Annotated in this window: 30 protein-coding genes and 1 tRNA gene; 11 read left to right on the top strand and 20 right to left on the bottom strand. The window is 62.7% G+C overall.

The features are described from left to right. Positions 1–81: 81 nt before the first annotated feature. Complete coding sequence (locus tag BRAD3257_RS04050) at positions 82–639, top strand: HNH endonuclease (RefSeq protein WP_025033554.1); 558 nt, start codon at positions 82–84, stop codon at positions 637–639. A 95-nt stretch (positions 640–734) separates the two neighbouring features. Here the strand turns inward: BRAD3257_RS04050 and BRAD3257_RS39590 are convergent, their stop codons facing one another. Continuing rightward, on the bottom strand, positions 735–1,028 hold the full coding sequence (locus BRAD3257_RS39590) for a hypothetical protein (protein ID WP_160118748.1): 294 nt from the start codon (positions 1,026–1,028) through the stop codon (positions 735–737). A 204-nt stretch (positions 1,029–1,232) separates the two neighbouring features. Between BRAD3257_RS39590 and BRAD3257_RS04040 the strand changes: the two genes are divergently transcribed. Next, entirely contained in the window at positions 1,233–1,454 is a 222-nt protein-coding gene (locus tag BRAD3257_RS04040) for a dodecin (protein WP_122406360.1), read from the top strand. A 114-nt stretch (positions 1,455–1,568) separates the two neighbouring features. Continuing rightward, positions 1,569–2,216, top strand: coding sequence for an HAD family hydrolase (locus BRAD3257_RS04035; RefSeq protein WP_162500539.1), 648 nt, complete (start codon positions 1,569–1,571; stop codon positions 2,214–2,216). Positions 2,217–2,230: 14 nt separating this feature from the next. Here BRAD3257_RS04035 and BRAD3257_RS04030 read toward each other — a convergent pair whose 3' ends face one another. From BRAD3257_RS04030 to BRAD3257_RS04005, 6 genes are all read right to left on the bottom strand, one after another. Then, a complete protein-coding gene (locus tag BRAD3257_RS04030; RefSeq protein WP_122400765.1) occupies positions 2,231–3,199 on the bottom strand; it encodes an ABC transporter ATP-binding protein in 969 nt (322 codons plus the stop codon). Further along, positions 3,196–4,191 carry an ABC transporter ATP-binding protein gene (locus BRAD3257_RS04025; protein WP_122400764.1) on the bottom strand — a complete coding sequence of 332 codons (996 nt, stop codon included), beginning with the start codon at positions 4,189–4,191 and terminating at the stop codon, positions 3,196–3,198. The genes BRAD3257_RS04030 and BRAD3257_RS04025 overlap by 4 nt, the downstream gene beginning before the upstream one ends. Continuing rightward, positions 4,191–5,108: an ABC transporter permease gene (locus tag BRAD3257_RS04020; protein ID WP_122400763.1), complete on the bottom strand. Its 918-nt coding sequence runs from the start codon at positions 5,106–5,108 to the stop codon at positions 4,191–4,193. The genes BRAD3257_RS04025 and BRAD3257_RS04020 overlap by 1 nt, the downstream gene beginning before the upstream one ends. Then, complete coding sequence (locus BRAD3257_RS04015; protein WP_122400762.1) at positions 5,074–6,033, bottom strand: ABC transporter permease; 960 nt, start codon at positions 6,031–6,033, stop codon at positions 5,074–5,076. The genes BRAD3257_RS04020 and BRAD3257_RS04015 overlap by 35 nt, the downstream gene beginning before the upstream one ends. A gap of 28 nt (positions 6,034–6,061) precedes the next feature. Further along, complete coding sequence (locus BRAD3257_RS04010; RefSeq protein ID WP_122400761.1) at positions 6,062–7,852, bottom strand: peptide ABC transporter substrate-binding protein; 1,791 nt, start codon at positions 7,850–7,852, stop codon at positions 6,062–6,064. Between the two features lie 263 nt (positions 7,853–8,115). Further along, on the bottom strand, positions 8,116–9,534 hold the full coding sequence (locus tag BRAD3257_RS04005; protein ID WP_162500098.1) for a M20 family metallopeptidase: 1,419 nt from the start codon (positions 9,532–9,534) through the stop codon (positions 8,116–8,118). Between the two features lie 279 nt (positions 9,535–9,813). Here BRAD3257_RS04005 and BRAD3257_RS04000 point away from each other — a divergent pair, with 279 nt between their 5' ends. The 3 genes from BRAD3257_RS04000 (at position 9,814) to BRAD3257_RS03990 (ending at position 12,168) form a co-directional block, all read left to right on the top strand. Continuing rightward, entirely contained in the window at positions 9,814–10,785 is a 972-nt protein-coding gene (locus tag BRAD3257_RS04000; protein ID WP_122400759.1) for a S1C family serine protease, read from the top strand. 24 nt (positions 10,786–10,809) lie between these two features. After that, positions 10,810–11,880 carry a carboxylesterase family protein gene (locus BRAD3257_RS03995; RefSeq protein WP_122400758.1) on the top strand — a complete coding sequence of 357 codons (1,071 nt, stop codon included), beginning with the start codon at positions 10,810–10,812 and terminating at the stop codon, positions 11,878–11,880. A gap of 81 nt (positions 11,881–11,961) precedes the next feature. Beyond that, entirely contained in the window at positions 11,962–12,168 is a 207-nt protein-coding gene (locus BRAD3257_RS03990) for a hypothetical protein (RefSeq protein WP_027573305.1), read from the top strand. Positions 12,169–12,248: 80 nt separating this feature from the next. Here BRAD3257_RS03990 and BRAD3257_RS03985 read toward each other — a convergent pair whose 3' ends face one another. The 5 genes from BRAD3257_RS03985 to BRAD3257_RS03965 form a co-directional block, all read right to left on the bottom strand. Continuing rightward, positions 12,249–12,908: a DsbA family protein gene (locus BRAD3257_RS03985; RefSeq protein WP_162500097.1), complete on the bottom strand. Its 660-nt coding sequence runs from the start codon at positions 12,906–12,908 to the stop codon at positions 12,249–12,251. Positions 12,909–12,995: 87 nt separating this feature from the next. Continuing rightward, on the bottom strand, positions 12,996–13,718 hold the full coding sequence (locus BRAD3257_RS03980) for an LrgB family protein (RefSeq protein WP_122400756.1): 723 nt from the start codon (positions 13,716–13,718) through the stop codon (positions 12,996–12,998). After that, positions 13,715–14,098: a CidA/LrgA family protein gene (locus BRAD3257_RS03975; protein WP_122406359.1), complete on the bottom strand. Its 384-nt coding sequence runs from the start codon at positions 14,096–14,098 to the stop codon at positions 13,715–13,717. Before BRAD3257_RS03975 ends, BRAD3257_RS03980 begins: the two co-directional genes overlap by 4 nt. 44 nt (positions 14,099–14,142) lie before the next feature. After that, on the bottom strand, positions 14,143–14,619 hold the full coding sequence (locus BRAD3257_RS03970) for a PaaI family thioesterase (protein ID WP_122400755.1): 477 nt from the start codon (positions 14,617–14,619) through the stop codon (positions 14,143–14,145). Between the two features lie 3 nt (positions 14,620–14,622). Beyond that, entirely contained in the window at positions 14,623–15,051 is a 429-nt protein-coding gene (locus BRAD3257_RS03965) for an acyl-CoA thioesterase (protein ID WP_122400754.1), read from the bottom strand. 107 nt (positions 15,052–15,158) lie between these two features. Here BRAD3257_RS03965 and BRAD3257_RS03960 point away from each other — a divergent pair, with 107 nt between their 5' ends. Beyond that, on the top strand, positions 15,159–15,707 hold the full coding sequence (locus BRAD3257_RS03960) for a TetR/AcrR family transcriptional regulator (protein WP_122400753.1): 549 nt from the start codon (positions 15,159–15,161) through the stop codon (positions 15,705–15,707). A gap of 106 nt (positions 15,708–15,813) precedes the next feature. Here BRAD3257_RS03960 and BRAD3257_RS03955 read toward each other — a convergent pair whose 3' ends face one another. Then, complete coding sequence (locus tag BRAD3257_RS03955) at positions 15,814–16,281, bottom strand: hypothetical protein (protein ID WP_122400752.1); 468 nt, start codon at positions 16,279–16,281, stop codon at positions 15,814–15,816. Between the two features lie 201 nt (positions 16,282–16,482). On the opposite strand from BRAD3257_RS03955, the gene BRAD3257_RS03950 reads away from it, so the two are divergent. Further along, positions 16,483–16,767: a PsiF family protein gene (locus BRAD3257_RS03950; RefSeq protein WP_122400751.1), complete on the top strand. Its 285-nt coding sequence runs from the start codon at positions 16,483–16,485 to the stop codon at positions 16,765–16,767. A 100-nt stretch (positions 16,768–16,867) separates the two neighbouring features. Then, entirely contained in the window at positions 16,868–17,953 is a 1,086-nt protein-coding gene (locus BRAD3257_RS03945; RefSeq protein ID WP_122400750.1) for an AbrB family transcriptional regulator, read from the top strand. A 3-nt stretch (positions 17,954–17,956) separates the two neighbouring features. Here the strand turns inward: BRAD3257_RS03945 and BRAD3257_RS03940 are convergent, their stop codons facing one another. Then, on the bottom strand, positions 17,957–18,496 hold the full coding sequence (locus tag BRAD3257_RS03940) for a disulfide bond formation protein B (protein ID WP_122400749.1): 540 nt from the start codon (positions 18,494–18,496) through the stop codon (positions 17,957–17,959). A gap of 155 nt (positions 18,497–18,651) precedes the next feature. Here BRAD3257_RS03940 and BRAD3257_RS03935 point away from each other — a divergent pair. Further along, a tRNA-Leu gene (locus BRAD3257_RS03935) sits at positions 18,652–18,736 on the top strand. Between the two features lie 79 nt (positions 18,737–18,815). Here the strand turns inward: BRAD3257_RS03935 and BRAD3257_RS03930 are convergent. From BRAD3257_RS03930 to BRAD3257_RS42120, 4 genes are read right to left on the bottom strand one after another with little or no spacing between them, the layout of a single operon-like run. Further along, the gene (locus tag BRAD3257_RS03930; RefSeq protein WP_197711525.1) at positions 18,816–19,916 is read right to left on the bottom strand and encodes a tyrosine-type recombinase/integrase; all 1,101 of its coding nucleotides are present in this window, start codon (positions 19,914–19,916) and stop codon (positions 18,816–18,818) included. Positions 19,917–19,933: 17 nt separating this feature from the next. Further along, positions 19,934–20,188, bottom strand: coding sequence for a hypothetical protein (locus tag BRAD3257_RS03925; protein WP_347338417.1), 255 nt, complete (start codon positions 20,186–20,188; stop codon positions 19,934–19,936). A 52-nt stretch (positions 20,189–20,240) separates the two neighbouring features. After that, positions 20,241–21,479: an RNA-dependent RNA polymerase family protein gene (locus BRAD3257_RS03920; RefSeq protein ID WP_122400747.1), complete on the bottom strand. Its 1,239-nt coding sequence runs from the start codon at positions 21,477–21,479 to the stop codon at positions 20,241–20,243. 39 nt (positions 21,480–21,518) lie between these two features. Beyond that, a complete protein-coding gene (locus tag BRAD3257_RS42120; protein ID WP_430648812.1) occupies positions 21,519–21,776 on the bottom strand; it encodes a helix-turn-helix domain-containing protein in 258 nt (85 codons plus the stop codon). Positions 21,777–22,515: 739 nt separating this feature from the next. Here BRAD3257_RS42120 and BRAD3257_RS03915 point away from each other — a divergent pair. Continuing rightward, positions 22,516–23,232: a hypothetical protein gene (locus BRAD3257_RS03915; RefSeq protein WP_122400746.1), complete on the top strand. Its 717-nt coding sequence runs from the start codon at positions 22,516–22,518 to the stop codon at positions 23,230–23,232. A gap of 212 nt (positions 23,233–23,444) precedes the next feature. Here the strand turns inward: BRAD3257_RS03915 and BRAD3257_RS03910 are convergent, their stop codons facing one another. Together BRAD3257_RS03910 and BRAD3257_RS03905 are read right to left on the bottom strand one after the other, a co-directional pair. Beyond that, positions 23,445–25,343 carry a tetratricopeptide repeat protein gene (locus BRAD3257_RS03910; protein ID WP_122400745.1) on the bottom strand — a complete coding sequence of 633 codons (1,899 nt, stop codon included), beginning with the start codon at positions 25,341–25,343 and terminating at the stop codon, positions 23,445–23,447. Positions 25,344–25,349: 6 nt separating this feature from the next. Next, complete coding sequence (locus BRAD3257_RS03905) at positions 25,350–25,592, bottom strand: hypothetical protein (RefSeq protein ID WP_122400744.1); 243 nt, start codon at positions 25,590–25,592, stop codon at positions 25,350–25,352. Positions 25,593–25,682 lie beyond the last annotated feature (90 nt).

Genomic DNA, 25,682 nt, shown 5'->3' with positions numbered 1-25,682 from the left:
GGCTTCACAATCCCGTCACGCTGCATGTAGTATGTCAATACATGCTGCTTCGCAGCGTACATTGGAGGCCGGGAGCGTTACTTGAACGCACATGTCTCGCAAGGCAGTTGGCCGGTGTTGGTGCTGAATGCGGACTTCCGGCCGCTCAGTTACTACCCACTGTCGTTGTGGTCGTGGCAGGACGCGATCAAGGCGGTGTTCCTCGACCGCGTCAACATCGTGGCCCATTACGATCAGGCGGTTCGAAGTCCGACGTTAGAAATGCAATTGCCGAGCGTGGTTTCGCTCAAATCCTTCGTCAAGCCGACCACCCATCCCGCCTTCACCCGATTCAACGTCTTCCTGCGCGATCGTTTCGCCTGCCAATATTGCGGCTCGCCCGAAGACCTCACCTTCGATCACATCATCCCGCGCAGCAAAGGCGGCCAGACCACCTGGGAGAACGTGGTCGCGGCGTGCTCGCCGTGTAATTTGCGCAAGGGCAACCTCACGCCGGCGCAGGCAAAAATGTTTCCGCGCCAGACCGCGTTCGCGCCCACCGTGCACCAGCTCCATCGCAACGGCCGTCTCTTCCCGCCGAATTATCTGCACGACAGCTGGCTGGACTATCTGTACTGGGATACGGAGCTGGATCCGTAGGGTTGCGAGCTGGAGGCGATGCAGTTCGGTCGTCCTCGCGGCATGCGATCAGCCATCTTCGTGGCTGCTCTTTCAATTGGCTGGCCCGCCACGGTCTATGGGCTGGATTGCGGACTTCCGATCCCCGCTTCTTTCGAGCGATCGACCCGAAAGTCGATCCAATCAAGAGAGCCGCTGATCTCGAGGGGCGTGTCGGTCTCGATACTCTGAGCCCAATTGTCTTCGGTGGCCGTCTCGTCAGCATCCGCCACCTCTCCGAACCCAACTCTGGGATTGAGCGTCTTGGATTCACGGACGTCATGGTCCTGAGGGGCGTACTTCCTCGCAGCAAGATCGATGGGATAGCGATGGTCGCGTTCGAAAGATGGTGTGACGGTGGCTGCGCTCACCGCCCGTTCGAGTGGGCTCCCGGCGCTTTGCTCACGATCGGAGTTTCACCTAGTCGCAACAAGGTCACCAGCGGCGACGTTGGCCGCTCCACCTCGGCTGCGCATGCGGGCCATCGCGCAGGACGGAACCGGACCGCCCCCGCGCTCGTTCAAATGGGAGCACACGCATCGACGCGTGGCGCAGCGCAACCGAGGGAGGCCATGATGCCCGCAGCCGAGCATGATCACGTCTACAAGATCCTGGACCTGGTCGGATCGTCCGAAACCTCGATCGACGACGCGATCAAGAACGCCATCAGCCGCGCGTCGAAGTCCGTTCGCGAGATGAGGTGGTTCGAGGTGGTGCAGACTCGTGGCCACATCGAGAACGGCACTGTCGGCCACTATCAAGTAACCCTGCGCGTAGGCTTCACGCTCGAAGAGTGACTGCGGCCCCACGTTGGACGCCATCCGCAAACCTCGCGAACGGCGCCTTCGGAGCCCACCATTGACCCGCTGTCAGGCAGCATCGTACGCTTCCAGTCTATGCTCGTAGCGGCCATATCCGGCCGGGCCAAGAGTGTTGCTGTGGTTGATGCTGTCAAGCTCGTCCTGTTCGACATGGATAACGTCCTCTGTCGCTACGATAGGAGCAAGCGAGTGGCGTATCTCGCGGAGCTCGCAGGGGTCACGAGCGAGTTCGTCCACAAGGCGATATGGGAATCCGGGTTCGAGTCGCTCGGCGATTGCGGCGCTCTCGATGCTGCGGACTATCTGCGCGGCTTCGGCGAACGCATCGGCTGCCCCTTATCCCTGGAGGACTGGGTCGAGGCACGGCGCCGTTCCATGCAGCCCAATTCCGCGATGCTGGAGATTGCCGACAGCTTACGCAAAAGCGTCGACATTGCCGTGCTGACCAACAATACCACTCTGGTCGCGGACCACATCGACAGACTGCTGCCGGACTTGCGTCCGCTGTTCGGCTCCCGAATCTACACCTCGGCCCAGTTCAAGGCTGCAAAGCCGGACCCGCGCTGCTATCGCCTCTGCCTGGCGGAGCTCAATGTGAGGCCGGAGACCGTCCTGTTCGTCGACGATCTCGCGGCCAACGTCGCGGGCGCGCGAGAGGCGGGCCTGTTCGCGCATCACCACACGTCGGTGGAGGCCTTCAGGCTGGCTCTCTCGGAGCGCGGCCTGCCTCACGGCTGAATGCTTCGTACACGTCAGGCGAGATGGCACGCCACGAAGTGCCCTCCCGCCCCCTCCTTCAGCGCCGGCGCGCTCTCGGCGCAGCGCGGCTGGGCGATCGGACAGCGGGTGTGGAAGTGACAGCCCGACGGCGGCTTCATCGGGCTCGGCACGTCGCCCTTGAGGCGGATGCGCTCGCGCTTGAGCTTGGGATCGGGCACCGGCACCGCCGACAGCAGTGCCCTGGTGTAGGGATGCTGCGGATTGCGGTAGAGATCGCTGGCCTTGGCGAGCTCGACGATGCGGCCGAGATACATCACCGCGACGCGGTCGGAGATGTGCTCGACGACAGAGAGGTCGTGCGCGACGAAGAGATAGGTGAGGTTCAGCTCGGCCTGGAGATCCTCCAGGAGGTTGATCACCTGCGCCTGGATCGACACGTCGAGCGCGGAGACCGGCTCGTCGCAGACGATCAGCTTCGGCTCGACCGCAAGGGCCCGCGCGATCACGATGCGCTGGCGCTGGCCACCAGAGAACTCGTGCGGATAGCGCCGCATGTGCTCGGCCTTGAGTCCGACCTTGACCAGGAGGGCCGCGACGCGCTCCTCGCGCTCTTTCGGGGAGGCGGCGAGATTATGGATGGTGAAGGCCTCGCCGAGGATGGCGCCGACCGTCATGCGCGGATTGAGCGAGGCGAACGGATCCTGGAACACCAGCTGCATGTTCCGCCGCATCGCGCGCAGATCGTTGCCGCCGAGCTTGCGCACGTTCTGGCCGTCGAAGATGACCTCGCCGTCGGTCGGCTCGATCAGGCGCAGCACGCAGCGTCCGGTTGTCGACTTGCCGCAACCGGATTCGCCGACGAGACCAAGCGTCTCGCCGCGGTTGACCGAGAACGACACGCCGTCGACCGCATAGACCGTGCCGACCTGGCGCGACAGCAGGCCGCCGAGCACGGGAAAATGTTTCTTCAGGCCGCTGACGCGGAGCAACGGTTCGCTCATGACGCGGCTCCCACGCTTGTATCTCCCAAGTGGCAGGCCATGCGATGGCCGGGCGAGACCTCGCGCAGCAGCGGCTCCCTTTCGGTGCAGACGTTCATGGCGAACTTGCAGCGCGGCGCGAAGCGGCAGCCGACCGGCGGATTGATCAGGATCGGCACCGAGCCGCCGATCGCCTCCAGCCGCGTCTTGTGTTCGCTGTCGAGGTCGATGCGCGGGATCGAGCGGATCAGGCCTTGCGTATAGGGATGGCGGGGATCGCCGAAGAGATCATCGACGGGCGCTTCCTCCACGACCTTGCCGGCATACATCACGACGACGCGCTGCGCGGTCTCGGCGACGACGCCCATGGCATGGGTAATCAGCATCACCGCCATGCCGAAGCGCTCCTTCATGTCCTGCAAGAGGTCGAGGATCTGCGCCTGGATGGTGACGTCGAGCGCGGTGGTCGGCTCGTCGGCGATGATCAGCTTCGGCTTGCAGGCGAGCGCCATAGCGATCATGACGCGCTGGCGCATGCCGCCGGAGAACTGGTGCGGATAATTGTGCACGCGGCCTTCGGCATTGGGGATCTGCACCAGCTTCAGCATCTCGATGGTGCGTTCGAGCGCCTGCTTCTTGGTCACCGCTTCATGCCGGCGCAGGCTCTCGGCGATCTGCTCGCCGATCGTGAGCACCGGATTGAGCGAGGTCATCGGCTCCTGGAAGATGAAGCCGATCTCCTTGGCCCTGATCTCGTCGAGCTGATTGCTCGTCAGCGGCACGAGATCGCGGCCCTCGAAGATGATCTGGCCGGCCGCGATGCGGCCCGGAGGCATCGCGATCAGCTTCAGGATCGACATCGCGGTGACGGTCTTGCCGCAGCCGGACTCGCCGACGACGCAGAGCGTCTCGCCCTTGTTGATGGAGATGTCGACGCCGTCGACGGCCTGGAGGATGCCGTCGTCGGTGGAGAAGTGGGTTTTCAGGCCCTTGATCTCGAGCAGCGGCGCCATCAGATCACCCGTCGCGCATCGAGCGCGTCACGCAGGCCGTCGCCGATGAAGTTGATGGCGACCACCGCAATGAAGATCGCGCCGCCCGGAAACAGCGCCCAGTGCGGGCCAATGTCGAGAAAGTCCTTGGCGTCATACAGCAGCCGTCCCCAGGTCGGGGTGTCCGGCGGGAAGCCGAGGCCGAGGAAGGACAGCGTCGATTCCGCGATGATGGCGGCGGCGACGTCGATGGTGCCGGCAATGATCACGGGGCCGACCGCATTGGGCAGGATGTGCCGCACCACCTGCCGCACCGGACTGGCGCCGAGCGCGCGGGCCGCCTCGACGAACTCCTTCTCGCGGATCGACAGGAACTGGGCGCGCACGAGCCGCGCCACCGGCATCCAGCGCAGGCCCCCGATCACGAGCACGATCAGGATGAAGATGCCGCCCTCCGGGCCGAACACCTGCTTCAGCCCGTCACGGAAGAGATAGATCAGCAGCAGGAGCAGCGGCAGCTGCGGCAGCGAGAGGAACAGGTCCGTGAGCCACATCAATCCGTGCCCGAGGGCGCCGCGCGACATGCCGGCAAGCGCGCCGATCAGCGTGCCGATGAAAACCGAGACCAGCATCGCGGCGAGCCCGACCGCGAGCGAGATCCGGCCGCCATAGATCATGCGCGCCAGAATGTCCTGGCCGAGATCGTCGGTGCCGAAGGGATGCGCGAGCGATGGCCCCTGCAGGCCGGCGACGATGTCGATCTCGTTGATCTTGATGCGCCAGATGAACGGGCCGACCACCACCGCCAGCACCAGGATCAGGAGCAGGAAGGCGCTGATCACGGCGAGCCGGTGGCGGCTGTAACGCCGCCACGTCTCGCGCCAGGGCGAGTAGACGCCCCGCTCAGCGGAGGGAGATGCGAGGGTCAAGCCAGCCATAAAGGACGTCCGCGATGAGGTTGAACAGCACCACGAGGCACGCGAAGACGAAGGTGACGGCCATCACCACCGGCGTGTCGTTGGAAAGGATGGAGGAGATCAGCAGCGAGCCGATGCCGGGAATGCGGAAGATCTGCTCGGTGACGATGGCGCCGCCGAACACCGCGGGCATCTGCAACGCAATGAGCGTCACGACCGGGATCATGGCGTTGCGCATCACGTGCTTGACGATGACCTTGGCCTGGCCGAGGCCCTTGGCCCGGGCTGTGGTGACGTAGTCGAGCCTGATGACGTCGAGCATCGCCGAGCGCACGAAGCGCGTCATCGACGCCGCCTGGAACAGGCCGAGCACCGCCACCGGCATGATCGCCTGACGAATCATCTCAAGCACCCAGCGGATGCCGGTCGCCTTGATGTCGGTGGTATAGACGAACGGCAGCCAATCCAGCGTAACCGAGAAGATCAGGATGAACAGGATGCCGGTGAAGAAGGTCGGCAGCGAAAAACCGACGAAGGCGAGCGTGTTGGCAATCTGGTCGAACAGCGAATACGGCTTGGTCGCAGCATAGACGCCCACCGGGATCGCAATCAGGAGCGCCAGGATCTGCGCCGAGCCGATCACGTAGAGCGTGGCCGGCAGGCGCTGCAGGATCAGCGTGTCGACGTCCATCCGGCTGACGAAGGAGAAACCCCAGTCGCCGTGCAGCATGGCGTTGAGCCAGTGCAGGTAACGAAGGTAGATCGGATCGTCGAGGCCGAACTTGGCCCGAAGCGCGGCCTGCACTTCGGGCGGTACGTTCGGATTGGTCGCCAGTTCGGAGAACGGATCGCCGGGGGCGAGCGCAAGCACGACGAACAGCACGACCGAAATTCCGAGCAGGCTCGGAATCGCAATCAGCAGGCGACGCAGGACGTATTGACTCATGAGGGAAGGCCCCGTCTAGAGCTGGGGATCATTCCTCGCGGTACCAATCGTGCAGATTGTCGGTTTCGTTAGCCCAGCCGCTGATGATGGGGCGCAAATTGTTGGCCGCCGCTTCCACCTTGAGCCGATGCTGCACCGGGATGAACACGGTGTCCTGATACATGAGGTCGTTGGCCTTGATGTAGTGCGCTGCCCGCTTGAGCGGATCCATCTCGCTTTCAGCGGCTTCGATCGCCGCATCGTAGTCCTTGTTGACCCAGCGCGGGAAGTTCGTGCCTTGCCACTTGTTCTCCTTGGTGGCGACGTTGGTCGACAGGAAGCGGCGCATGTGCTGCGACGGATCGGGTTGGCTCAGCGGGATCTGGAACATCTCGATGTCCGCATAGAATTTCGCGTAGGTGTCGGGATTGGCGACGTCCGACGAGAAGAACACCGAGGCCACGACCGACTTCAATTCGACGTCGATGCCGGCCTTCTGACAGGCCTGCTTGACGATCGCCTGCGTCTTCTGGCGCGGGCCGTTGATCGAGGTCTGGTAGAGCAGCTTCAGCTTCTTGCCGTCCTTCTCGCGAATTCCGTCCGCGCCCGGCTTCCAGCCGGCATCGTCCAGGATCTTCGAAGCCTTCTCGATGCTGAATTCCCACGAGGTGTTCTTGGAGACGAACTTTTCCGGGCCGTTGAGGAAATTGGCCGTGGTGCGGCCGGCACGGCCGTAGATCGCCTTCTTCACCGACTCGCGATCGACCAGCAGCGACAGCGCCTTGCGCACGGCAGGGTCCGAGAACAGCGGATGCTTGGTCTTCATCGACGACTTCTCGCCGTCGACCTCGGTGTTGGGGTCGGTGAAGTTGAGCGCGATGAACTCGGTATCGCCGCCGACGGCATAGATGGTCTTGCCCTTGCCGCCCTTCTCCAGGCGCAGGAGGACGTCGTCCTCGACCTGGATGTTCCAGCCGAAATCGTACTCGCCGGTCTGGATCACGGCGCGCGCGGCCGAGACGGCGTCACCACCGCCCTTCATCTCGACCGTGTCGAAATAGGGCCGGTTCGGCATGTGGTAATCGGGATTGAGCTGGCCACGGACGAGATCACCGGGCTTGAATTCGACGAACTTGTAGGGGCCGGTTCCGACCGGCGATAGGTTGGCCGGTGCCTCCCGCGATTTGGATCCCTTGTAGTCGGCGAACAGATGCTTGGGGATGATGGTGTTGGGAGCGCCAACGAAGGCGTCCGCCCAGAACGGCGTCGGCTTCTTGAAAGTGATGCGAACCGTCAGGTCGTCTACTTTCTCAACGGTGATGTCACGATAGGTCGCCACGGTAATGGCGGCGGTCGCGGGATCGATGATGTATTCCCAGGTGAAGACGACGTCATCGGCGGTGAACGGCTTGCCGTCGTGCCATTTCACGCCGGGCTTCAGCTTCCACGTCACCGACTTGCCGTCAGCTGCGAGCAGGCCGTTCTGGATCGACGGGATCTCCGCCGCCAGCACCAGCTTCATGTTGCCGTCCGGATCCCAGCAGGCGAGCGGTTCATAGAACAGGCGCGAGCCGTCCTGATCCTTGGTGCCGGTAGCGAAATGCGGGTTGAGCAAGGTCGGGCCCTGCCACCACAACAGCTTCAGCGCACCACCACCGCCGCGCTTGGTCGGCTTGTACGTCGAGGCGCCCTCGGCCATGGCGACGCCGCCGAGCGCGAGGATCTGGTTGGCCAGGGGAGCGGTGAGACCAACGGCGGCCATGTGCTTGATGAAGCCGCGGCGATCCATCCGCCCGTCCTTCACCTGGCCGATCATCGAACGCAGTTCTTTATCCAGCATGGTTGTCCCCCGTCTGGTTCCGGTATGGATGCAGGCGGCCGCAAGAGGCGACCGCCGGTTTTGGCTGGCGGTAGATGGCACACCGAATGGGGTGCACGTCAACAGGGACCGTGTGTATGCAAACGGTCTTCTGGCTTTCCATTGAGCAAAATTGCGTTCCGCAGCCCATCCGTTCGGCAATCCAGCATGAAAATCTGCTGGATTTGCGCGCTGCACTGCGGAAAATTTGTTCGCCGGATCAGACGAAGTATCGAGGCGGAATTCTACGCCACGGACATGTCGAGCGGCGGCGCGACGTGATCCGGCAGCGGACAGACGTAAGGCGTCTTGGCCGTCCGCTTCTGAAGGTCCGCCTTGGCGGCCTTGATCAGCGTCGGTTCCGTCAACGCCTTGATGCCGAGGCCGGCCATCGCCTTGGCCGCCTGCACCATGGCCTTGTGGGCATGCGGGCTCTTTCCCTGCGCCACCACCTGCCAAGTGTGGAAGGGCGTGCCGATCGCAACCGTGGGTGCGTGCACCTGCACCGTCGGCACCACCCAGCTCACGTCGCCGACATCGGTCGAACCTACGAGCGGGTTGCGCTTGGCATCGAGCGGCACCAGGAAGTCGGCCAGCGGCCGATCGGTCGGCTCCATGCCGATCGCGTAATAGACCGACGCGATGTCCTTGTCGCTCAGGGTTGCACGGATCTGGCTGGCAAAGCTCTTGTCCGCATCGTCGAAATGCGGCGGTCCGAGTTCTTCCATCACTTGGTGCAGCGCCTGTTCCAGCGGCGCGTTCGGCAGGATGTTGGAGACAGCGGAGATGATCTTCATCTCGACTTTGGTCTCGGTCATCAACGCGGCGCCCTGCGCAATCTTGGAGACGCGCTCGACCAGTTCGTTCATGCCGGGAAGATCGCGGGCGCGGATCGAGTAGCGCACCCGCGCATGGGCCTGCACCACGTTGGGCGCGATGCCGCCGGTGTCGAGCAAGGCGTAGTGCACGCGCGCGTCGCTCGGCATGTGCTCGCGCATGTAGTTCACGCCGACATTCATCAACTCCACCGCGTCGAGCGCCGAGCGGCCGAGATGCGGCGAGGCCGCCGCGTGTGAGGTGCGGCCGGTGAAGATGAAATCCGCGCGCGTGTTGGCGAGCGACGGCGTCACCGCGACTTCCCAGAAACTGTGCGGATGCCAGGTGATGGCGATGTCGGCGTCCGCGAACGCGCCGGAGCGCACCATGAAGGCCTTTGCCGCGCCGCCCTCCTCAGCCGGGCAGCCATAATAGCGCACGCGGCCGGGCACCTTGTTCTCTGCCAGCCAGTCCTTCACCGCGGTCGCGGCGAGCAGTGCGGCGGAACCGAGCAGATTGTGACCGCAGCCATGGCCATGGCCGCCGGTCTCGACCGGGCGATGCTCGGCGACACCCGCCTCCTGGCTGAGACCCGGGAGCGCATCGTACTCACCCATGAAGGCGATGACCGGACCGCCCTCGCCCCACTCGCCCATCAACGCGGTCGGGATGCCGGCGACGTTCTCGGTGACGCGGAAGCCCTGATGGCGCAGCTCGGCGAGATGCTCGGCGGCCGATCGTGACTCGGTGTAGCAGACCTCCGGCATGCCCCAGACCCTGTCGCTGAGGTCGATGAAACGTGCCTTGATCGTGTCGATGCCACGCCAGATGTCGCTGCGGTTGTCCATGTTGTCGTCCGTGATCCCAAGGTCAAACGAAGCGGCAATGGTTAGCAGCTTCGCTGTGCGGCGCCTAGCATCCCGCCGGACAGCAGCCATGCGGCCGATGCCGGATCGCACGGCGCCCAGTGAAAGGGGTGTTTCCGTGCCTTTCAAAGATTTCACCCGGCGTTCTCACGAATATTGGGAACGAGGCTTTCAAGACGGCCTGCTCCAGCTTAAATTACGCGTGCTTCGCGCGTCGTTCCGCTAACCCGCCGGAGTGACGCTCTCAGCCAGGAGAACTCCATGAGCACTCTGACCGAATGGAGAGTGCCGCCGGCGAACCAGCCGCGGGCGAGCGACTACGGTTTCGATCTCGACCGCGCGCTCGGCTCCGTCGTCGGCCTGCACGCCCTGATCCCGCCGGATGCCTTCAGCGCCGAGACGCTGGGCACCGAACGGGCCGGCAACGGCGTCGTGATCGACGATGGGCTTGTGCTGACGATAGGCTATCTCATCACCGAGGCAGAAACGCTCTGGCTGCACCGCGCCGACGGGCGCGTGGTGGAGGGCCATGCGCTCGGCTTCGATTCCGAGACCGGGTTCGGGCTGGTGCAGGCGCTCGGCCGGCTCGACGTCGCGCCGCTGCCGCTGGGCTCGTCGGCGGCAACCCGGATCGGCGACCGCGTCGTGGTGGGCGGCGCCGGCGGCCGCACGCGCTCCGTCGCGAGTCAGATCGTGGCCAAGCAGGAATTCGCCGGCTACTGGGAGTATCTGCTGGATGAGGCCATTTTCACCTGTCCCGCACATCCGAACTGGGGCGGCACGGCGCTGCTCAACGAACGCGGCGAGTTGATCGGCATCGGCTCGCTCCAGCTCGAGCGCGAACGGGAAGGCAAGGCCGAGCACGTCAATATGAACGTGCCGATCGACCTCTTGAAGCCGATCCTGGAGGACTTGCGCAAATTCGGCCGCGTCAACAAGCCGGCGCGGCCCTGGCTCGGGCTCTTCTCGACCGAGATCGACAACCGCGTGGTGGTGATCGGGATCTCCGGCAACGGCCCGGCCGCCCGCGCCGAGCTCAAGACCGGCGATGTCATCCTCGCCGTGGACGGCGACAAGGTCACGAGCCAGATCGATTTTTACAAGAAGATGTGGGCGCTCGGCCCCGCCGGCATCGACGTGCCGCTGACCGTGCACCATGAAGGCGTCACCTTCGACGTCACAGTGACCTCGACCGATCGCTTCAAGCTCCTGAAGGCGCCGAAGCTGCACTGATCCCAAGGCTCGAGGAAGCGGGCGATGACCGAGGCCGTGGTGGACGACATCGTGGCCGTGCTGCCGCCGCTGCTCAATGCGCTGGAAGCGCTCGGCTTCTTCCAGCGGCATTTGCACCCGCCGGCCTTCGCCTCCGTGATGAACGCAATCGGCACACCGGACGAGGCGCTGCAGGCCGCACACACCGCGATCGGAGCGTGGCCGGAGCAGTTCGCTGGCCTCCGCGAGCGGCTCGATCGCGCCTGCAACGAGACGCTTGCCGCCTTTGCCGGCATCCGTGAGGTCGAGCGTGACAATGGCGATCTCGTCGCCGTCTTCCGGGCCCTGCGCCATGTCCCTCGCGCGCAGGAGGCGCTCTATCCACTGGCGGCGCAGTTTCCGCCGGTGAGCAGCTTCTTTCTCAACCTCGCCAATCGCGAGAACCAGGATCTGCTGTCGCGACTGAATGTTGGCGCGAGCGAGCGCACCGGCATCTTCCATGATCACAATGAGCCCGGCAGCCGCGGCGGCTTCTCGGTCTATGTGCCCGAATATTACATGCCCGAGCGTGCCATGCCGCTGGTGATGGCATTGCATGGCGGCAGCGGCAACGGACGCGGCTTTCTCTGGAGCTGGCTCCGCGATGCGCGCAGTCTTGGCGCAATCCTGGTGGCGCCGACCGCGACTGGCCCGACCTGGGCGCTGATGGGCGATGACACCGACACGCCGAACCTCGCGCGCATCCTCGATACGGTGCGCGGCCGCTGGAGCATCGATGCCTCGCGCATGCTTCTGACCGGCATGAGCGACGGTGGCACCTTCTGCTACGTCACCGGTCTCGACGGCGCTTCACCCTTCACGCACCTCGCGCCTGTTGCGGCGACCTTCCATCCGCTGATGGCGGAAATGGCGGACGCAGCACGCCTGCAAGGCCTGCCGGTCTTCATTACTCACGGCAAACTCGACTGGATGTTTCCGGTGCAGACCGCGCGGCAAACGCAGGCGTCGCTCTCCGCCGCCGGAGCCGACGTCACCTATCGCGAAATCGACGACCTCAGCCACACCTATCCGCGCGAGATCAACGCGGAGCTGCTGCAATGGCTGAATGGCAAATGAACAACCTCTCCTTAGATGCGCCGCATGCCCGCGGAACCATCACTCCGGGCCGACGTTGTTGCCGGTCACCGGAGGTTCGCCATGCAGACTTTTTTCGGAATGATCCTGGGCGCGCTGCTGCTCGCGGGCGGCGTCTATGTCTATGACTCAATGCAGACGTCGTCAGTCGCAAATGGCGAGGTCGCGATCACTAATCGCACCATCGTGAACTGGGACGTCGCCAAGGCCGATTGGGACGCGCTGCGCGATCGCGCGCACAAGGACTGGGTCCGGATCTCGTCGAAGTAACGACGCCGTATCATGAACGAGGCGCCGTCGCGAACTCCGCGGCGGCGCCTTTGTGCTGATCACGATCAACGCTACGCGAGTCAGTTCATCTTGGCCTTGCGGGCGTCGGCGATGACCTGCTCGAACTCGGTCATGCTGAGCACGCCGGGCACGCGGTACTTGCCGACGATGAAGGATGGCGTGCCGCGGAAACCGAAGGCTTCAGCCTGCTCGTTGTTGCGCTTGAGTATGGCGTCGATATCCTTGGCGTGACCCGTGAGATCGCGCTTCAACCGGTCCATGTCGACCCCGGCGGCCGCGAGCAGCTCATTGATGCGCGGTTCGGTCAGGCGCGAGCTGACGCCCATCATGGCATCATGAGCCTGGTGGTACTTGTCCTGGAATTTCGCCGCCAGCGCGGTCCGCGCCGCCGTAACCGAAACCGGCCCAAGGATCGGCCAGTCTTTCATCACCAGCCGCACCTTGCCGTCATCCTGGACGACCTGGCGCAGCTCGGGCTCGAGCTTGCGGCAATAGGGGCAGTTGTAGTCGGACCATTCGACGATGGTGATGTTGCCGCCGGGATTGCCTGCGACGGGCGTGTCGGGATCGCGCAGCACCTTGGCTTCGGTCAGCACCTCGTCATCGCCAGTCGCCGCACGCGCCGAGGCGATCCCACCCATCGCGAGAGCACCCGCCCCGATCAGCGTCAGCGCCGCGCGTCGCGTCGGCACAAGGCCCTTATTCCCAAATCCAGCCATATCTCGTCCCGTTTCGGTCCCATCTCCATCGATACGGATCGAGACCAGACATTGTTACAGCTCATATAGAGTGTCACGGCAGCGATGTCATCGCACCAGCAGCGTGATTGCCAGAGGGACCAGGAACGAGGTCACCAACGCGTTCAGGCTCATGGCGATGCCGGAAAAGACGCCGGCAATCTCGTCAACCTGGAACGCGCGGGCGGTGCCGATGCCATGCGCGGCAAGGCCGGCGGCAAAGCCCCGGGCCCGGTAATCGGTGATGCCGCTGCGGTTCATCAGCGGCGTCACGATGATGGCGCCCATGATGCCGGTGAGGATGACCGCGACGGCCGCCAGCGAAGGGTCCGCATGCAGGGACTCGGCGATGCCCATGGCGACGCCGGCGGTGACGGATTTCGGCGCCAGCGACAGCACAACATCGCGCGGCAGGCCGGCCAGCTCGGCGAGCAACACCACCGACACCACGGCCGTAACCGATCCCGCGCACAGCGCCACCAGCATCGGCACGATCGAGGCGACCACGCGCTTGCGATTTTCATAGAGCGGCACGGCGAGCGCGACGGTGGCGGGCCCCAGCAGGAAGTGCACGAACTGCGCGCCGGCGAAATACGTCGTATAGGAGGTGCCGGTCAGGAGTAGAAACGCGCCGATGATCCACATCGCATGCAGCACGGGGTTGGCGAGCGGATGGCGCAGCGTCGCCAGCGAGACCGCGTCCGTGGTCGCATAGACCAGCAGCGTCACGGTCAACCACAGCAGCGGCGATTGCGAAAGATAGACCCACAGCGAAAATGGATTGTCCTTCATCGCGCGTCCTGTTGCTTCAACAGGCGGCTGACGAGGCGAAAGGTCAGCACGGTCGCGAGCAGCGTGACGACCACGGACAGCGCGAGCACCAGGATGATGGCAATGCCGTGAGACGCGAGCAGATCGAGCTTCTGCACGACGCCGACGCCGGCCGGCACGAATAGTAGCGAGAGATGGGCCAGCAGGCCCTTGCTCGCCGTCTCGACATCGTCATTGCGCAGCGGCCCGCGCGCGAGCAGCGCAAAGCGGTCTCGCCCCATCAGCAGGACCAGGAGCAGCAGGAGGCCCAGCACGGGTCCCGGCAATGGCAGGCGGAGGCCGCGCACGACGGCTTCGCCGATCAGTTGGCAGAGCAGGATGAGGCCGAGACTTGCAAGCATGACCATCGCATCAAGGGATGCACGCGCATGATTGTCAATCGCCGCTATGCGCGGGATGCCCGCGGTTCATGCGCAATCGCAAGGCGAGGCAACATCGCCATCAAGGTCGCGGTCATCGTGGCGATCAGCGAGACCTTGCCGTCATGCTCGGCGTAGGCCTTTGCCTCGCAGAAGGTGAGTGTGCGGCCGGGCTTGACCACCTCGGCCTTGAAGACGAAACGCTCGCCGCGGGCGGGCGCGAGCAGCGTCGTCTTGAATTCAACGGTGAGGATATCGGCCTCCGCCGGCATCAAGCTGAAGGCCGCAACGCCGCAGGCGTTGTCGAGCCCGGCCGTGATGATGCCGGCATGGATGAAACCGTTCTGCTGCGTGAGGGCTGGCGCATGCAGCATCGCCAGTTCGACCTCGCCCGGCGCGAGACGGACGATGACGATGCCGAGCGTGCGCATAGCCGGCTGGCCGTCGAACATGGCGATAGAAGCCGCGCGATAGCCGGGGTTTTTCGGCTCGAAAGCGGCCATGGTTCAGGCCTCGGCTGGTTCGGCGAGATGCCTCGAGGCAGCTTCGCGGATGGCGTCGGCGAACGGTGCGGACTTGCGCAATTGGCGGTCCATGTGCACGCCGGTGATCTCGCACGTCGCTGCGAGTTCGCCGGTCTCGGCGTTCGTCATGTCGTGCCGGAAGCGGATCGACTTGTCGCCGATCTCGAGCAGGTGGCTGCGGATCTCGACGATGTCGCCGGCCAGCAGCTCGCGCCTGTAAGCGATGTTCTGCTGCACGGCGGCCATGCCGCGGCCGGAGCTGCGCAAGTAACTCGGCGTCAGGCCGAGGCGGGCGAACAGATTCCAGTTGGCTTCGTCGAACTTGCCGACATACCACATGATGTTCATGTGGCCGACATGGTCGCATTGCCACGGATAGACCGTGCCGCGATAGGTCGCCTCCTGCTCCATCGCATTTCCTCCCGCATTTTCGTCTTTGAGCATTGATACGGTAGCGTATCAAACCCGTGTCGCGTTAGCAATACGGCACCGTATCAAGATCGGGTGAGGCTTCCTTCATGAGCGACGGCAAGGGCGATGTCTGGGTCGAGGCGGGCTTCAGCGAGCTCGCCCGCGCAGGGGTGGAGGGCGTGCGGGTCGAGGTGCTCGCCAAGAACCTCGGCGTCACCAAGGGCGGCTTCTACCGACGCTTCGCCGATCGCGCCGCGCTGCTCGATGCCATGCTGAACGGCTGGCGCGAGGGACGCATCGCCGCGATCGCGCAGCAGACAAGTCTCGACGGACAAGACCCCCGCGAGCGGCTGAGGGCGGTGATCCGGCTCTATTCGGAGCGGCTCAATCCGGAAGGGATGGCGATCGAGCTCGCGATCCGGCAATGGGCGCGCTCGGACGAGAATGCCGCGGCGGCGGTGGCGAGCGTCGATGCGGCGCGGCTCAAGCACGTCAGCGAGCTCTATCGCGCGACCGGCCTTATAGCCGAGGAGGCCGACGCGCAGGCCTTCCTGTTCTACTGCTTCATCTTCGGCCAGAGCCTGTTGTTCGTCGAGAGTGGCCCGCGCAAGCGATCGCAGCTCGTGGCGAAATCGGCCGAGAAGCTGCTCGACTGAGCATGGTCCGGAAGAGTGTGCGGCGGTTTTCCGGAAGATCATGCTCGAAAAAGAATCCAGGCGAAATGGCCGGAGCGTTGCTCCGGCCATCGAACCAATTCGAAGCTCAGGCGGCGCCCTTCAGCTTCTTGGTGCATTCGCTGTAATAGCCGCCGCCCTTCTGGATCCACTTCAAGCCGCCATTGCCGTTGGTGGCTTTGTTGGCATTGTACTGGTCGACGCAGGTGTGCAGCCGCGCTTTTCCAGGCGTCTCCTTGGCATATTTCGGATCGACAGCGTTCGGATAGACCGCAGGGCCGGCGGGCAGGGCCGGCGCGGCCGGCGCCGCCTCCTTGGCCTGCTTCGGCTCGGCAGGAGCGGCGGGCGCAGCCGCAGCCGCAGGCGTCGCATCGGCACCGCACTGCGCCTTGCGGAAGTCATTCCACTTCATGGTCCCGAGCGAGCCGTCCTTCTTGGCGGCCTGGTATTTCGCGCTGCACTCCTGCGCGGTCAGTGCCTGCGCCGGCGCGCTCGCCAGCAATGCCGCGACACCGGATGCGGCGATCGCACACAACAATTTTGTCTGAATGGTCATCCCTGGGTCTCCTGCTTGATCTTCCCCGACGGGGTGAAACGAGGATTGCTATCCTAGCGTGCCGGCCGCTTGCGACCAAGGATGCGACGGGTTGCGCCGGCAAAATATAATGATCCGGCCGCTCAACTCATTCATGTCGCGTTCAGCAACGCGGGCCGACGTTCCCAGACCTTCACAATTCTCGCAAGCAGAGTGCACCACATGACCTTCACGTCCCGCCTCGCCGCCGCCGCCCTCGCCTCCCTGCTCGTCACCGGCACCGCCTTCGCGCAGACCGCCGCGCCGGCAGCCAAGACCGAGACGAAGACCGATGCCGCTGCCACCACCGACAAAAAGGCGCCGAAGGAGCGCTCGGCCGAGTCGCTCGAATGCTCCAAGCAGGCGGACGCCAAGGGATTGAAAGGCAAGGAGCGCAAGAAATTTCGCCGCGATTGCATGAAGGAAGCGAAGGCCGGCACCGCCGCTCCCGCCGCAGACAAGAAATAGGTCCGTCACGATCGCCTGCGAGCATCCGCGGCAGGCGTCGCGCATTGCGGCATGACGAGCCTGCAATTGTGCGTCACCTGCCGATTTGCAATAAGGTGGCGTGAAGCAAATCACCGCCTCCCTGCCGTTCGAATGGCCGAGCCGTGCCAAGATCTTGAGCACGGTGGAGACGCTCGTCATCGGCACCGCCGGCGGCCTGGTGTTTCTGCTCGCCGGCCTTCCCGGCGGGCTCATTTCGGGCTCGATGATCGCGGTCGGAATCGCCGCGATCGCCGGCCGCCAGCTGGCACTGCCGCCGATCCTGACCCAGACCGTGCTGGTGCTGCTCGGCATCTCCCTGGGTTCGGTGGTCTCGCGCCATTTGCTCCAACAGGTCAGCGCCTATCCCCTCACCATCGGCCTGCTTGCGCTCGCCACGTTCTGCTCCACGTTCGGCTCGAGCTATTACCTCCAGCGCATCCATGGCTGGGACCGCACCTCGGCTTTCCTGGCGGGCAGCCCCGGCGCGCTGTCGCAGATCACCATCCTGGCGGTCGAGCGCGGCGCCGACCTGCCGGGCATTGCGGTGGTGCAGACCATGCGCGTCATCATCCTGACCGCCGCGCTGCCGATGGTGCTGGCGCTGGCGGGCGTCGCGCCCTCGGCGGCGCCGTCGCCGACCACGACGATCGCCTCGCCGCTCGACCTGCTCGAGCTGGCCGCAGCCTCGCTGGCCGCAGCGCTCGCGTTGCGGCTGATCAAGTTTCCGGCGAGCTGGATGTTCGGCGCGATGATCGCATCCAGCGTGCTGCATGGTGCCGGATGGGTCGAGGGCGGCCTGCCGAACTGGGTGCGCGGCGTGGCGCTGGTCGGCATCGGCGCACTGATCGGCAGCCGCTTCGCGCGGATGCGAATCAAGACGCTCGCCGGTCACCTCAGCGCGGCACTGGGCTCGTTTGCCGTGGCCATCGCCGTCTCCGCCATCTTCGTCGGCATCGTGGCGCTGACCACACAGGTGAAGTTTTCCGACGTCGTCGTCGCCTTCGCGCCGGGCGCGATGGACGCGATGCTGGCCCTGGCGCTGACGTTGCGCATCGACCCGATCTTCGTCGGCGCCCATCACCTCTCGCGTTTCGTCTTCGTGACGATCGCAACGCCGGGCATCGTGCATCTGTTCGGACGCACGCAGGACGATGTGGATGATTAGGCCTTAGCGCTTGGCCGTCCGCACAAATCCCCATGCCGCGATCGCGGCCATCAGCAGCGAGATCAGCACGTTGTAGCCGGCCAGCGACAGGCCGAGGAAGCGCCACTGCACCTCGTCGCAGCGCACCACCTTCACGGTGTCGAGCTTCGACAAGAGATCAGCGGCACTGCCGAGATTGACGACGGGACCGGAGCAATCGGTCGGCCCCTTCCAGAATCCCCATTCGACGCCGGAATGATAGGCGCCGAGGCCGGCATTGGCGAGCGTCGCCAGCGCGAGGATCGCGAGCCCTGCGAGCAGCAGCGGCCGCGGTGCACCGCTTCGCGCCGCAATCGCCGTGAGCGCACCGAGCGGAATCGCGAGATAATAGGCGTAGCGCTGCTCCAGGCACAACGGACAGGGCAGGATCTCCAGCACGAGCTGGAAGAACCAGGCGCCCGCGATCGTCGCTGCAGCGATCAGCGTGACGAGAGCCGAGGCGGCCAGCGCGGGCCTCATGGCGGTCGGCTCGAACGCATGCATGGCGGCACTCTCGGTGGTCACGGCAGCCTCTTTCGCATTTCTGGCGCTCCAAGCCTCTAGCCGCGGCCCATGCGGCTGTCGAGAACGGCCGGGATCACTTTGGCGCGGGTTGACCCCGCCTCGTCCATGGCTATAGTCCGCCGGCTTCGCGACGCCGCCTTTGGGGCCGACCGAGGGCCCCTGTGGCGGAACTGGTAGACGCGCTCGACTCAAAATCGAGTTCCGCAAGGAGTGCTGGTTCGATTCCGGCCAGGGGCACCATTCAAAAAATAAGCTGCTGAAGCGATTAGCTAAAATTTGCAAATTGTCCCACGCGGGTGTTCGGTGGGACAGGCTTTGCTCACCCTTTGTTCGGATAGAGCTTACCCTCATTTGCGAAGAGATCGTCGGGTTCGATTAGGTGCATAGCGTTCTCGGCGAGCCGTCGCTGATCCGCCTGTCGCGTGTACAGTTCAGCCATCCTAATGCTATCCCAGCCGAACAGGGCCATCAGCTGGCGCGACGTGGCCCCATTGTTTGCTGCGATCACCGCGCCTGCCTTGCGTAGTCCGTGAGCTGTGCAGTGGCGGAGACCGGCCTCATTGCACCAGGCCCGAAACTTATTGCCGAACCCCGCGTCGCTGAACGGCTTGCCAAACTCGTTTACGAGAAAAGTGAGGTCACCAGTGGGTGATGCGTCAATCAACGCCCGTAACGAGGGTAAAAGTGGCAGCACGAGGCGCTTGGGCTTGCGGTTGCGGCCCTTGTGCTGAGTGAACGACAGTCTCTCCTCTTTGACATGTTGCTTGCCAAACCGAACGATATCCGCGCGGCGCTGTCCAGTGAAGAGCAGCAGGGCGAAAGCAAGTCGAGCCTTTGAACCCACGGGATGGTACTTCTCGAACTGCCGAACTTCATCAATCGTCCAAGTATGATAGCCAGACGAGCCAGTACGGATGTAGGGCACGTCACGAGCAGGATTGAACTGCGCGTGCTTTTTGAGAACGCCAAACTTGAAAACCTGCCGAATGGCCTTTACCCGAGCATTGGCAGCCTCGGGGAAGGCCAACTTGCGGTCACGCAACACCTCGATTGCGTCGGCCGTCATCTTGGACAGCGGCATGTCCCGGAAAAATCTTGGCGATCCAGGCGCAACCGGCTCCTTGAAGGTGGCCTCAAGAACTAAGCGACGAACGTGACGGGTTCGCGGATCAAGCAGCTTGTAGTCCGCGCATTCCCCGAAGTACTTCGTACAAAGCCACCGCCATGTGCCAACCGTGGTGCCAGCCTGAGCTGCCTTAGGAGCCCCGCTCCGCGCAGCCTCGTAAGCCACCATGAACTCTGGCGTCCAGGGCGTACCCCGCAGTCTGACCTTCTTCGCTCCCTTGGCACGGTAGTAAATCCGTACGTTGCCGTGACGGTCAATGTCCTCAACACAACCAAGTGGGAGGCGGCGGCGCATGATGGATTGTATCATCATCAAACCGCCGGTTTCCAGTCATCATCAGGGTCGTGCCCCTCGTAGGGCAGCGCATCAAAGGCTTGGTCAAGAGCATGAATGTCCCAGACCTTGCGGCCATCTATAAGACGAGCAGCACCAACTCGACCATCCTTTCGGAGTTCGTCGAACTTGGACGGTGAAATGCCGAGGTACATGGCCGCTTCTTCGCGAGATAGTCCACGGCGGGGCGAAGCGCGGGTATATAGCTCGTTCTTCGATTTCAAAGCCATCATAGGAGTTGATCCGGCGTAGCGCTTGGTTTCGACTATCGTTCGGCGAAGGGCCCTACGCTGGGGGGATCGTTTTCTGGGTCTTTTTCTTCGCGAGCGCCAACCCCGCGTCCATCGCGTTAAGCGTCGTTTGCCACAACGCCAGTTTCGACAGCCAGTTGTATTTCCAGCGCCGGAATGATCTGACCCAATGCCATCGATATCTGGCCGTTAATCGAAAAGCCTCTCGGAATTTGAGTTCAGTAAAATACTTTTCGACCCTCTGACGATAGCGGGCGTAACTTCTGACAGCAGGCCGCCGGCGCATTTCGCCGGTAAACATATCCCTCTTGTGGCGATACTGAAGGAAATCGAAAGGGCGACTTACGTGCTGTACAGTACAATGCTTGAGGCAGAACGGCCCAGCGGGATGAGACGCGAGCGTCTCGACCAAGGCTTTTTGCAACGCATTTGCCTCCTGCTTTGTGCTGGCGACGAGTGCCACATCATCCGCAAGGAAGATGAAGCGCTCCGCTGGGGAAATCTTCCTCAGCGTAGGTCCGAGCAGTAAACCAGCAACAATTTGGGAAGCGCGTGAGCCCTGGGGCAACCCGTCCTGGGCCGCTCCGACAAGCGTTTCGATAGTTAAATCTGGGAGGAGGCTCCCAACAGGAGAGAGTGCAGCAGCAGTGGGGATGCAGAGGGCATTTGTTACAATGCCTTCCGGCAATCCTAATAGCTTACCGATCTTTCCTTTCTGCACGGACCTATAGAAATTCTGGATGTCGGCGAGAATGAAGTAAGGATAGTCCTCGTCCTGGTACATCGAAACTACCCAGTCAGAGGCCCGCTCTGCACCTTTTTTCGGGAGGAGGTAGTTGCGTTCATCCCTGCCAAACCGCGCTTCAAGATAGTCGCTGATCAGGAGGTGAAGCGCTTTGCGTTTGGGTCCGAACGAGCACAGTGGCCGCCATCCGTACCCTGACGTCTTCGGCTCTGCCCAACAGTGAATTGTTTCTCCGCAGTCGTGATAGGGACTAAGGTGGAGCGCGGTTGTCTTCAAATCTTCAAGCGTGCACGTGTTTTCGTTCTTTTCCCAACAACGAATGAGACAGATCAATTTTCCGGAGAAGGAACTGAAGAGCAGTCGTTGCAGGTACCGCTGCTTACGTTTTTGGTTTCCCGCCGCGGCACAGGCGACCTGGGCGAGGAGGCGTTCATAGACCTCCCCGTGGCTAGTGATTTCAGTTGCCGCGTCCAACCCAAACAGATCGAAAGCCTTGTGATAGGCCGACTGCGTTACTGCGGATTTCATGTTGTGAGCACTCCACTCCTAGACGGGCGACTAACCGGGTTAGAGTGAGCCCTGATCCGTATTGCGACGCAGGCTGCGTCTTCCGACAAGGAGAGCCTTTTCCACTTCCGATTTGCGATAGACCAGGAAACGGCCTCGCTTTGTCCGGGACGGCATAAGGCCCTCCGCCTCCATGCGTCGTATAGTTCGCACCGACACTGGGTAGGTCTGCGCTATCTGCTCCACCGATATCCAAGGAGAGTTCTCAGAGGCCCACTTCGCGCGGAGAACGCTGGGGTCTAGATCAAATTCATCCATCGCTTTTGGCCCTTGCAGTGAGTGACACAGGAATAAGGGGGCACGCCGGACGAGATCAAGCCGACTTGGCACAAGTGGCACACACGTGCGACCACGCGATTTTGCGAGCGCGGCTCAAGCTGTTGCGATCTTTGGGAAGTCACCGCTGCGAACACGAGTGGTGATGTGTGCGTAAAGTCTTCCCACTTAAAAGGTGCCCCAAAAACCTAAATGGCGCTCCAAAATGCAATTGTGGTGCACATCGTCGCACGACCCGGTACCGCAGAACTATCCTTGTCGCCCGTCGCTGAACGGGTGTCGTGTCCTAACACGGGTCCCGAGTATTCTGGAGACCAATACCCAGAGACGCGGGAAAAGACCCGGTTAGATGACGCGCTCATGGGGACTAACCCCCAACGCCTAAGGTCGATATAGTCAGTAAATCAACACAGTAGTGGACGGTTTAATCACCGACGAGATTGGGTTTGCGACTTGTCCCGGAAGTTCAGGTACCCTAAGCGACAGACCTCGTGTCCTTGGAGCATACGACGGCGACAAATGGCGGAGCCCAGGGACACTTCATGTCTTCAGCTAGCGGTTTGCTGCAACAGCGGCTCATGTGGCGGGGCACCAAAGTGAAAAGGCTTGCATGATGCGTGTTTGCTGACGACGATCCATTTGGAGCCCGCATAGACGGGGAAACCACGAAAACAGAAATGGGGCTGGAATGCTTGCAAATGAGCGTGCCGCTGGAAGTCGTATGCACGTGCTGGACTGGCTGGACGCGGGAGCGTTTGTCTCCAGCATCAATCAGATGCTTCAGCCTTCGGAGTTCTTCGTCCCCCAGAGTGGCAAGCGAATGCCGACAGGTTGGGATAACCCCGACGAGGCCCGCTTTGGCAAACGGAGCGGCGGTCTCATAGACCCCGCCCTCGATCCCCAGCTGCTAAACTGGTGGCTGGTCAATTCAAGCGGAGCAAACGTCCCGAACTGGGACCTTGCCTGCCAAGCCTTGCATCATGAAAATCGCACTGGTCTCGTGCTCGTGGAAGCAAAAGCATATGTCCGGGAGTTCACGGAAGGTGCTCGGGGGCACGGGGCTGGAAATGAGCAGAACGCCACCCGGATAGCCGCGGCTATCGACGAAGCGGCCAGCGAGCTATCCCGGCACGCTCCGGGAGTAAGGATTTCCTCAAACGCTTGGTACCAGTTCAGCAACCGCATTGCGTGGGCATGGAAATTAGCATCGCTCGGTATTCCTACTGCTCTCGTATATCTCGGGTTTACTGGCGATGAGAGCATCGCCCGCGATCTCTTGAAGGACGATGATCATTGGAGAGACGTGGTGATCTCCAGCACCAAAGATATCTTTCCACCGTCGCTCTGGGACCGTTTTCTCGACGTTGGGGGCACTCCGCTCTGGTTCCTGCTCCGCTCTCGTGCCTGCGTCCGACCATCACGCTCTCAGCACACCTGAAATAGCGCGGCGCCTTGCTAGGCGATCTTCAGCAGACGACCGCGCTACATGGCAGAGCAAAAAAGACCTACTCGCACGTCCTCACAGTGCAGAACGCCGCGCGGAAGGTGGGCTTGATGTCTGCAATACCTCAACAGCGGCGCGAAAGCTAACATCACCGAGGGTCCGGGTCGGGCCAAGAAACGACATGAGCGGGAATGGGGCTAAAGCCGTCAGAATTGCAAGGTCGATATTGCGGACGCCTGTTGCTTCCGGCGTTGTTCCAATGAAGCATGACAGCGCACCAGATTTTCGCGAGTGCGCTCACTCCAATATGAGAGCGCCTGGGCGGTGCATTCATCGAGCGCTGCACTAAAGGCAGCGGCTGCCTCCTCTAAGCGTGACGTGTCGTCCTCGCGCTCGCCGAGCTTACTGAGAGCCAAGCCAAGGTTGTTTTGCGACGCCGCCCATAAAAGCGGAGCACGCTCGCAGGTCCTTTCCTCTAACGCCGCTCGATGGGCGGCAACCGCTTCCTCGAAACGCTGCGTGCCGCTCTCGCGCTCCCCGAGCCTCATGAGAGCCAAGCCAAGATTGTTTTCCGTTGTGGCCCAATCGAGCGGGACGCGCTCGCGGGTCCTTTCCTCCAATGCCGCTCGAAAAGCAGCAATCGCCTCCTCAAGACGCGACGTGCCGCCCTCACGTTCACCGAGCAGGCTGAGCGCATTGCCGAGATTGTTCTGCGTTGTGGCCCAAGAGAGCGGGATACGCTCGCGGGTCATTTCCTCCAATGCCGCTCGAAAGGCCTTGATCGCCTCCTCAAGACGGGACGTGCCGCCCTCGCGTTCGCCGAGCTTCAGGAAGACAATGCCGAGAGCGTTGCACGTCGCTGCCCACTCAAGCGGAACGCGCTCGCGGGTTCTTTCTTCTAGCGCCTCCCGGAACGCGGCCACTGCCTCCTCAAGACGGGACGTGCCGCCCTCGCGCTCCCCAAGCGTCGTGAGAGCCAAGCCGAGATTGCTCTGCGTGGTAGCCCACTGAAGTGGATCGCGCGCACGGGTCCCTTCCTCCAGCGCCGCTCGATAGGCGACGACCGCCTCCTCAAGAACCGACGTGCCCCTCTCGCGCTGAGCGAGCCTTCTGAGCGCATTGCCGAGATTGTTCTGCGTCGCCGCCCACAAGAGCGGGACGCGCTCGCGGGTCCTTTCCTCCAATGCCGCTCTAAAGGCAGCAATCGCGTCCTTGAGCGCGCCGAGGCCATAGAGCGCGTTACCAAGGTTGTTCTGCGTGGTGGCCCAGTCGAGCGGAACACGCTCGCGGGTCCTTTCCTCCAGCGCCGCTCGATAGGCGGCGACCGCCTCCTCGACACGCGACGTGCCTCTCTCGCGGTCGCCGAGGCTCTCGAGCGCAATACCAAGATTGTTCTGCGCTAATGCCCAAGCGAGCGGGACGCGCGCTCTGGGCGCAAGGGAAACCAGCCGTTGGCATCGCTCGATGGCACGGAGTAAAGCAGCATTGTCGCCGAATTCCTTACCCAGACGGTAGAGAGCACAGCACTCACTGTTGAGGTAGCTGAACCGCTTATCGTCAAAGTGCATCCCTGATGGCAGTGCTGCGTCCGCTCTGGCGAAGTGCTCTGCGGCCTTTCCGTAACGAAGCTGGGCCAGCGCGATCTCACCTCGGTGGGCTAATGTATCGGCAAGATTGATTGCTGAGCGTTCCATTCCGTGTCTCTGCTCGTCCTCAATTTCCTCAAGTAAGATATCTACCCTGGCCAATTCACCTGCATCGACGGCCTTCTGAATTTCCAATTTGAGAGCAACGATGGCCGAGCTGTCGCCCGCCTCTGCCAGTACTCCTGATTTCAAGTTTGCGAAATGGTTCGCAATCTCGACCAGCTTGGCACCCAACTGCTCGTCAGCGACTTCATTTTCGCCGAGGATGCGTAGAGCCTCACGCATCTGGCGTCCGTTTAGGTCGAGGTCCGTTTCGAGGTGGGCAATGAGCTTCTTCTGTGTTTCGGAATGGTCGTCATGCTGCCGGACAAGCACGGCCAGCTGCTCCGGCGAGATGCCGACGATGTTGGTCTGATCGTTCGTGCTGAAAAGATTGAAGCCGAAATTGAAAATGGTCATCGCGTCCTACCCCTTGAACAGCCCAACGACGGCTGTTGCCAGGCCAATTGCTGCGATGGCCAGCCCAACCCAGTCTGCCTTGGCCCCCTTAGATGGCTCGGGCGTAACATTGCCGGCCTTGATGGTCTGCGTACTCGTGCTGCCGAAGTTGATGCCAATGTTGCGTAAGCCACCGCTCTGGCCCGCCTTGGCAAGGCCTACGAGAATAAGCACGGCACCAACGATGATCAGAATGACATTTACGGACATTGCGCGGCCTCACGGTTTCGAGGGACCAGTAGGACGGTTGCGCGACAAGGACCGGGGGTTTCCAAACCAAAATCCTCGATTTATTTGATC

The organism is Bradyrhizobium vignae (assembly GCF_900324035.1).
Classification (GTDB): domain Bacteria; phylum Pseudomonadota; class Alphaproteobacteria; order Rhizobiales; family Xanthobacteraceae; genus Bradyrhizobium; species Bradyrhizobium vignae.
This window is presented reverse-complemented; position numbering and strand designations above follow the sequence as displayed.

What these genes read in the sequence shown, in the direction of transcription:
- BRAD3257_RS03910 (WP_122400745.1), bottom strand. Translation starts at nt 25,343, where the DNA reads ATGACCATTTTCAATTTCGGCTTCAATCTTTTCAGCACGAACGATCAG.
- BRAD3257_RS04025 (WP_122400764.1), bottom strand. Translation starts at nt 4,191, where the DNA reads ATGGCGCCGCTGCTCGAGATCAAGGGCCTGAAAACCCACTTCTCCACC.
- BRAD3257_RS03990 (WP_027573305.1), top strand. Translation starts at nt 11,962, where the DNA reads ATGCAGACTTTTTTCGGAATGATCCTGGGCGCGCTGCTGCTCGCGGGC.
- BRAD3257_RS42120 (WP_430648812.1), bottom strand. Translation starts at nt 21,776, where the DNA reads ATGGATGAATTTGATCTAGACCCCAGCGTTCTCCGCGCGAAGTGGGCC.
- BRAD3257_RS03915 (WP_122400746.1), top strand. Translation starts at nt 22,516, where the DNA reads ATGCACGTGCTGGACTGGCTGGACGCGGGAGCGTTTGTCTCCAGCATC.
- BRAD3257_RS03975 (WP_122406359.1), bottom strand. Translation starts at nt 14,098, where the DNA reads ATGCTTGCAAGTCTCGGCCTCATCCTGCTCTGCCAACTGATCGGCGAA.
- BRAD3257_RS04020 (WP_122400763.1), bottom strand. Translation starts at nt 5,108, where the DNA reads ATGGCTGGCTTGACCCTCGCATCTCCCTCCGCTGAGCGGGGCGTCTAC.
- BRAD3257_RS03930 (WP_197711525.1), bottom strand. Translation starts at nt 19,916, where the DNA reads ATGCGCCGCCGCCTCCCACTTGGTTGTGTTGAGGACATTGACCGTCAC.
- BRAD3257_RS03985 (WP_162500097.1), bottom strand. Translation starts at nt 12,908, where the DNA reads ATGGCTGGATTTGGGAATAAGGGCCTTGTGCCGACGCGACGCGCGGCG.
- BRAD3257_RS03955 (WP_122400752.1), bottom strand. Translation starts at nt 16,281, where the DNA reads ATGACCATTCAGACAAAATTGTTGTGTGCGATCGCCGCATCCGGTGTC.
- BRAD3257_RS03980 (WP_122400756.1), bottom strand. Translation starts at nt 13,718, where the DNA reads ATGAAGGACAATCCATTTTCGCTGTGGGTCTATCTTTCGCAATCGCCG.
- BRAD3257_RS03905 (WP_122400744.1), bottom strand. Translation starts at nt 25,592, where the DNA reads ATGTCCGTAAATGTCATTCTGATCATCGTTGGTGCCGTGCTTATTCTC.
- BRAD3257_RS03965 (WP_122400754.1), bottom strand. Translation starts at nt 15,051, where the DNA reads ATGGAGCAGGAGGCGACCTATCGCGGCACGGTCTATCCGTGGCAATGC.
- BRAD3257_RS04040 (WP_122406360.1), top strand. Translation starts at nt 1,233, where the DNA reads ATGCCCGCAGCCGAGCATGATCACGTCTACAAGATCCTGGACCTGGTC.
- BRAD3257_RS04000 (WP_122400759.1), top strand. Translation starts at nt 9,814, where the DNA reads ATGAGCACTCTGACCGAATGGAGAGTGCCGCCGGCGAACCAGCCGCGG.
- BRAD3257_RS03970 (WP_122400755.1), bottom strand. Translation starts at nt 14,619, where the DNA reads ATGGCCGCTTTCGAGCCGAAAAACCCCGGCTATCGCGCGGCTTCTATC.
- BRAD3257_RS03925 (WP_347338417.1), bottom strand. Translation starts at nt 20,188, where the DNA reads ATGATGGCTTTGAAATCGAAGAACGAGCTATATACCCGCGCTTCGCCC.
- BRAD3257_RS03960 (WP_122400753.1), top strand. Translation starts at nt 15,159, where the DNA reads ATGAGCGACGGCAAGGGCGATGTCTGGGTCGAGGCGGGCTTCAGCGAG.
- BRAD3257_RS03920 (WP_122400747.1), bottom strand. Translation starts at nt 21,479, where the DNA reads ATGAAATCCGCAGTAACGCAGTCGGCCTATCACAAGGCTTTCGATCTG.
- BRAD3257_RS04005 (WP_162500098.1), bottom strand. Translation starts at nt 9,534, where the DNA reads ATGGACAACCGCAGCGACATCTGGCGTGGCATCGACACGATCAAGGCA.
- BRAD3257_RS03950 (WP_122400751.1), top strand. Translation starts at nt 16,483, where the DNA reads ATGACCTTCACGTCCCGCCTCGCCGCCGCCGCCCTCGCCTCCCTGCTC.
- BRAD3257_RS04010 (WP_122400761.1), bottom strand. Translation starts at nt 7,852, where the DNA reads ATGCTGGATAAAGAACTGCGTTCGATGATCGGCCAGGTGAAGGACGGG.
- BRAD3257_RS03995 (WP_122400758.1), top strand. Translation starts at nt 10,810, where the DNA reads ATGACCGAGGCCGTGGTGGACGACATCGTGGCCGTGCTGCCGCCGCTG.
- BRAD3257_RS04030 (WP_122400765.1), bottom strand. Translation starts at nt 3,199, where the DNA reads ATGAGCGAACCGTTGCTCCGCGTCAGCGGCCTGAAGAAACATTTTCCC.
- BRAD3257_RS04015 (WP_122400762.1), bottom strand. Translation starts at nt 6,033, where the DNA reads ATGAGTCAATACGTCCTGCGTCGCCTGCTGATTGCGATTCCGAGCCTG.